Here is a 6,856-nt window from a genome sequence, read left to right on the forward strand (position 1 = left end):
TAAATAAAGAAGCCAGTAAATGAATTTGTTAAAACTCATTTACTGGCTATTTCTCTAGGGTTTATGTCCCAGACTCTCAATATTAGGACTCATCAGTCCGATTTGACATAGAGCCTGTTAAGAAAAGCATTGAGTATTTCTAAATTTAGAGATATTCAATGCTTTTTAATATTTAAAATTTTCCATGAAACAAATAATAGTATGAAATTACACAATTAAATATGAAAAACTTAAATTAATATTTAATATTATTTGTTATGATATATGCATACATATACATAATCTAGAAAGGAATGTGTGAACGTGTTAAATAAAAAGTTATGGATATTACTTAGTTTAGTCATGTTGATTCTTGTCGCTTGTGGACAAAACGATCAACATAAACAAGAAGATAAACAAAGTAATCAATCTGATTCCAACTCGAAAGAGCATTCATACAAACGTATCGTGTCGCTTATGCCAAGTAATACGGAAATTCTTTATGAATTAGGTCTCGGAAAAGATATTGTGGGTGTTTCTACAGTGGACGATTACCCTAAAGATGTTAAAAAAGAGAAAAAACAATTTGATACAATGAATTTAAATAAAGAAGCATTATTAAAAGTCAAACCCGATTTAATTTTAGCGCATGAATCTCAAAAAGGAACGTCAAAGAAAGTATTAGATAGTCTTGAAAAAAATGGCGTAAAAGTAGTTTATGTGAAAGATGCACAATCATTGGATCAAACGTATGAAACTTTTAAACAAATAGGTAAAGTAACAGGACGAGAACATGAAGCTAACGAACTTGTTGATGAGACGAAGCACAATGTTGAAAAAGTAATAAAGTCGGTGCCAAGACATCATAGATCACAATCTGTTTTTATGGAAGTATCTTCTAAACCTGAAATATATACAGCAGGCAAACATACATTTTTTGATGACATGTTAGCCCAATTAGATGCTAAAAATAGCTTTTCAAATATAGAAGGTTGGAAACCAGTGGATAAAGAAAGTATCATTAAAAAGAATCCAGATATCCTCATTTCTACAGAAGGACTATCTAAATCAGATTACTATAAAGTGATTAAAAAACGTGATGGTTTCCGTCAAATTAAAGCTGTGAAAAATGGACGTATTGAAACAGTGAACGGTGACGAAATTTCACGTCCAGGCCCTCGTATTGATGAAGGTTTAAAACAATTAAGAGACGCTATTTATAAAAGATAAATTCATATGAATTAAATAGTTATTGTAAAAGTGAGATTAGTACAATTTTATATTGAAAGGTTACATTTCAAATCCCCTGTAGCTAACTGAACTGAGAAAGGCTTTAAATCAAGTTTTTCTCAGTTCTAATTATTTTTGTGACTATGCAACGGGAAATAGCAAAACGAATTATATTTAGAAGTGTTATAACTAAGGCAAGCTGAATCTACGAATTTAAAAGAATGCTGGCCCCAGTCCCATTCTTTTATATCATCAGTTATAATAGAAGAAATAATAGAAAGATTATTGATGAGTTGATAAAATGACAAGAAATATATATTTAACATTTCTAAGTTGGTGCATATGTTTAATCGGTGCTATAGGACTTTATTTACTATGGGACATGGGGAGTTTAACAGATTCATTTAATCAAATGATATTGCTCAAAGTTCGGTTGCCAAGAATTATTGAGGCCTTATTAACAGGAGCAATATTAACACTAGCAGGTCAGATGTTTCAGACTGTTTTAAATAATCCTCTAGCCGATAGTTTTACATTAGGACTGGCAAGTGGTGCTACATTCGGTTCTGGATTGGCGATATTTCTAGGATTATCTTTTATTTGGGTGCCCATCTTTTCAATTAGCGCTAGTTTAATCGCATTATTGATCGTCTTGATGATTGCTGCCAAAATCTCACGTGGTTATCCACTTAAAATTCTTATTATTACTGGTTTGATGATAGGTGCACTCTTTAATGCATTATTGTATATTCTAGTTTTAATTAAACCTAATAAGATGAACCAAATAGCTAACTACTTTTTCGGAGGATTTGCAGCGGCTGAAACGCGAGAGGTCATATACATCGGTCTAATAGCTATACCTATTATATTGATTCTATTTAGTATGGTACCAGCGATTAAGTTATTACAATTAGGTGAATTGAAGAGCCAGTCATTAGGTTTAAACGTCCAACAAGTCATGTTTTTGATACTCACACTAGCATCTATAATAACAGCAGTCGCGATAGCATATACAGGTATTATTGGTTTCATCGGCATGATAGTGCCTCAACTGATAAGACGCTATTATTGGAGATTTACTTTAGGCATTCAAATGATATTAAATATTTTAATCGGTGCTACAATGATGTTGATTGCAGATTGGATTGGAAGTGTATTGATTCATCCAGTGCAAATACCAGCTAGTATTATTTTGGCTTTAATAGGTACTCCAACATTGTTTTACATTTTGCTTAAGCAATCTAAAGATGTTTAAACATACATTTAACTGTATCGCATGGATGTTACGTTATTATTTTTATGGAAGACTTTTTGATAAAATGAGAATAATTAGAGAGTTAAGAGGGAATTGACAATGGACTTAAGTCATATAAAAGCAATCGTGTTTGATTTAGAAGGTACATTATTAGATAGAACAAAATCTCGAGATAAATTCATTGAGGAACAATATGAACGATTTCATGATTACTTCGTACATGTTCAATTAGCAGATTTTAAACAAAAATTTATAGAATTAGATGACGATGAAGATAATGATAAACCTGATTTATATAAAGCAATTATTAAGCAGTTCCATATTGATCGTCTAACATGGAAAGATTTATTTAATGATTTTGAAATGCATTTCTATCGTTACGTATTCCCTTATTATGACACGCTATATACTTTGGAGAAATTATCGCAAAATAATTATGTTTTAGGTGTTATCGCAAATGGTAAATCTAAAATTAAACAATTTCGTTTACATTCATTAGGATTAGGGCATGTAATCAACTATGTATCAACTTCTGAAACAGTAGGATTCCGTAAGCCTCATCCTAAAATATTTGAAGATATGATTAATCAATTAAATGTTCAACCAGAAGAGATAATGTATGTGGGCGATGACGCTTTAAATGATGTAGCACCAGCTCGCGCAATGGGCATGGTTAGTGTGTGGTTTAAACATGATGACGCTGAATTAGAACCTTTAGAAGAAGAGGTTGACTTTATTATTACTACAAGTGAAGAGTTATTATCAATATTACCGATTCATATTAAACAAGGAGGAGATTCATAAGATGGATTTATTTACTAGAAAAGGTGGTTTATCCTTACATTACAATACGATGGGTGAGGGATATCCTGTTGTCTTAGTACATACGGCATATGAAAATGCTTCTATATTTCAAAATTTAGCAAAAGAATTGGCAAAATCTTTTCAAGTAGTTTTACTAGATTTGAGAGGACATGGCTATTCAGATAAACCAAGACAAATTGATTTCAAAGAATTTGCCGATGATATCATACAATTACTAGATTATTTGTATATTGATGAATCAGCATTAATAGGTCATGAAATGGGTGCAGCCATAATTGCGGATTTGGCAGAACGATATCCTAATTATGTGTCATCCCTCATAATGGTAACACCAACATCTATTGAGGGTGAATTACCTGAAGAACGTTTATTCAGAAAATATTCACATAAAATTAGAAACTGGGATGACGAAAAACAAAATAAGTTTTTAGAAAAGCATCGTTATTATAAGCCGAGAAAAGTTGATAAGTTTTTAAAACATGTTGAGGATACGAACGTAATTTCTACAAAGGAGGAGACACAAGCGATTGAAGATGTGTTCAAAGAAACTGCGATTTCAAGCATATTTGAACATGTAACGAAACCGACGTTAATTATTGCGGGAGAACATGGTGAGCGTATTACAACACTTGAATCTAAAGAAGTAGCTGATTTAGTTAAAGAGTCACAATTTGATGTGTATGCTCAATCAAGTTTATATCCTTTTGAGGAAGAGAAAGATAAGTTTATTAAAGATGTAACACCATTTATTAAGAAATATATGCCTGAACACTAATTGTTGTTAGGATAACTTCAGTCGTCATCCTAATTTGTTACATAAAATAACTTAATTTGTAACATTTTTGTAATAATACTGTTATTTTAGTAATAAATGGGGTATACTATGAATAAGCACAAGACGAGAAATGAGATAAAGGAGAGAGTGCTTATGAAAAAATTAGTAGCGGCATTTATAGTCTCAGGACTAGTAATGACAGGAGTAGGCGTTAATCATGCTGAAGCAGCTAGCGGTAATACAATTCAAACAGTTCAACAATTAACTCAAGGTGAAAAATCATTAGAAAATATTACACTTGGCGAATCAATCAAAAATGTTTCAAACAAATATGGTACACCGATTTATTCTAAAAATCCAAGCAACAATGAAGGTTATTATGAGTATCGCACAAATAAAGGTTTATTAGTTGTAACTGCAGTAGGTAAAAAGAACCAAGGTTATGTTACAAGAGTTTCTATGACTTATAATGAAGCTAATGGCCCAACTTATAATCAAGTTAAGAAAAGTTTAGGCCAAAATGCAGTGGCACGAGTTCAATATAATAAAGTAAGTGGCAATTTTGGATATATTCAAAAAGGTAAAACAAGCTATCAATTTGGCTCAAATTCACCTCAAGATAAAAACTTAAAATTATATCGTATTGATCTTGCTAAATAATAAAAATAACAAATTTTATAATTCCATCACTAGGAGCATGACGTTAAATTCTAACTTTTGAATAACGTCATGCTCTTATTTTTCGTCATTAAACAGAAAATAATGTCAATGTATGATAAAATTTTAAATTGAACAATTAACAAATCGTATAGATGTTATTAAACCATAGCAAAGGAGTAACTCATGAGAACCAACGATAAAGTGTTACTTGAAAATATTAACGATTACTTTAGCCACAAAGGGATGGCACCTAATTTAATCGATGATATAAAAGAAAATTTGCGCAATGATTTAAAAAAGTCTGAATCAAAAGATGAAGATTATTTAGATTATCGTGGCAAATCTTCAGCACAAATCATTTTGATTATTCAACGAAATTTATTCGGTTTACAAACGAATCCTGTTATTTTCTTTATTATGAATTTTATCTTAATATCATATCTTTATGATAAGCAATATGTGCCATTTCAAGCGGCTACAGCAATTTCTATATTCTATTGTATAATCATTTTTCCATTAACGATTTTTATTAATATTCGTATTGATAAGAAGAAATTTCTATATAGCAATCGTTTTGAAATGATACTAGGGTATATCGTTGCGATAATTGCACTAATTTTAATCATTATGCGTGCTTTTAATCTAAATTGGGGAATCATTCCCATCACTATTTATAGTCATCAAGTCGTCTTTTTTATAGGTATTATACTAAGCTTAATTGGTGTCTTTTTTAAAAAAATAGAGTACACCGCAATTGGTTTATTATTCTGTCAAAAAACGATAGATGCAGTAGTGACAAAACCTGAAATTGCACAAATCATTTCTCTTATTATATGGATCATGATAGTGGCATTGATCGTTTTTTATACAATTAAATTATCATCAAGAACGAGGGTGTAACGCTTAATTAACATAAGCTTGAAATAAATATTATTTGAGTTTACATCCCCAGTTCAAAATAGATAAGTAAATTAACTTATGAATAGAGCCTGGGACATCAGCAATGTCTCAGGCGTTATTATATTGGCAGTCATTGACTGAGTTAAAAAGCACTTATTACAAGTGTTTTTTAATTAAAAAAATATTTATATAATAATATTTTTAATAAAGTTAAGAACATTCATAGCGTAACTTTTAATGAAGTGGGTATAGTAACAATTAAGGGAGGTGCCAATATGAAAAAAATCGAAACGTTAAACCAAACAAAATTAGCTTATCAAGATGAAGGACATGGCAGCCCCGTTATCTTAATTCATGGCTTAGATGGTAATTCGGCAGCGTTTGATTTATTAAACAAACAACTTCAACAAAACTATAGAGTGATTGCGTATGATGTTCGAGGACATGGTAAATCGTCACGTCCTGATTCATATAACTTAGAAGATCATGTGAAAGATTTATATGTACTTATCGATAAATTAAACTTAAAGAAAGTGCATCTATTAGGTCATGATATGGGAGGGATAATTGCTAGAGAATTTACCGAAAAACATGAAAATCATGTATTATCTTTAACAATTATCTCTTCAAAAGCTGAGGATATCGTTCATGGTTTTACGAAATTAATGATTGAGCACCAAGACGAAATTGCAGGGTTTAATAAATCTGAAGCATTACTTTTACTATTCCCGTATATCTATAAAGAACAAGAATCAGCAATGAAATGGATTCAACGGCAACGCTTATACAGTAAACAAAATTCCGAGGATAGTGCTATAGCAAGCAGAGCACTTTTAGATACGGCTTATGCGAATAAAGGGTACACGCATTATGTTAAAGTTCCTACATTAATTATAAACGGACGCTATGATCCAATTATAAATGATAAGAATCATTATAAAATAGAAGAGCGATATCAAAATGTTGAGAAGGTTTTATTTGAAGAATCTGGACATGCACCCTATGTTGAAGAAGAAGATAAGTTTCTAGTCTTATATTTAAGTTTTTTAGAAAATGTTGAACAGATAACAGAAGTGAATCATTAAATGATATCAGTAATTTTTATAAGTGGATGTCTGTTTGATGAATCATGAAATAAAGCTTTTACATTAATATATGGCTCTATAATAAATTGGACTGATGACTAAAAATCATCAGTCCAATTTTTATGTTTGAATACAAAAATGGCGCAA

7 protein-coding genes are annotated in these 6,856 nt (G+C 30.8%); all 7 read left to right on the forward strand.

Annotated elements, in window-relative coordinates; translation table 11 throughout:
• Positions 1-342 precede the first annotated feature (342 nt).
• The 7 genes from AC1RRU_RS12310 (at position 343) to AC1RRU_RS12340 (ending at position 6,709) form a co-directional block, all read left to right on the forward strand.
• Positions 343-1,209: an ABC transporter substrate-binding protein gene (locus AC1RRU_RS12310; RefSeq protein ID WP_052177910.1), complete on the forward strand. Its 867-nt coding sequence runs from the start codon at positions 343-345 to the stop codon at positions 1,207-1,209.
• A 301-nt stretch (positions 1,210-1,510) separates the two neighbouring features.
• Positions 1,511-2,464, forward strand: coding sequence for a FecCD family ABC transporter permease (locus tag AC1RRU_RS12315; RefSeq protein WP_016930886.1), 954 nt, complete (start codon positions 1,511-1,513; stop codon positions 2,462-2,464).
• A 99-nt stretch (positions 2,465-2,563) separates the two neighbouring features.
• Entirely contained in the window at positions 2,564-3,268 is a 705-nt protein-coding gene (locus AC1RRU_RS12320; protein WP_049426467.1) for an HAD family hydrolase, read from the forward strand.
• A gap of 1 nt (position 3,269) precedes the next feature.
• Positions 3,270-4,064: an alpha/beta fold hydrolase gene (locus AC1RRU_RS12325; protein ID WP_049426466.1), complete on the forward strand. Its 795-nt coding sequence runs from the start codon at positions 3,270-3,272 to the stop codon at positions 4,062-4,064.
• 153 nt (positions 4,065-4,217) lie between these two features.
• Positions 4,218-4,724 (forward strand): SA0570 family protein, encoded by a 507-nt coding sequence (locus AC1RRU_RS12330; RefSeq protein WP_016930889.1) that lies wholly within the window; start codon positions 4,218-4,220, stop codon positions 4,722-4,724.
• Positions 4,725-4,907: 183 nt separating this feature from the next.
• A complete protein-coding gene (locus AC1RRU_RS12335) occupies positions 4,908-5,624 on the forward strand; it encodes a hypothetical protein (RefSeq protein ID WP_016930890.1) in 717 nt (238 codons plus the stop codon).
• Positions 5,625-5,899: 275 nt separating this feature from the next.
• Positions 5,900-6,709, forward strand: a complete 810-nt coding sequence (locus tag AC1RRU_RS12340; RefSeq protein ID WP_016930891.1) for an alpha/beta fold hydrolase — start codon at positions 5,900-5,902, stop codon at positions 6,707-6,709.
• The last annotated feature ends 147 nt before the right edge of the window (positions 6,710-6,856 follow it).

The organism is Staphylococcus sp. GW821-FHT11H10 (genome assembly GCF_058807855.1).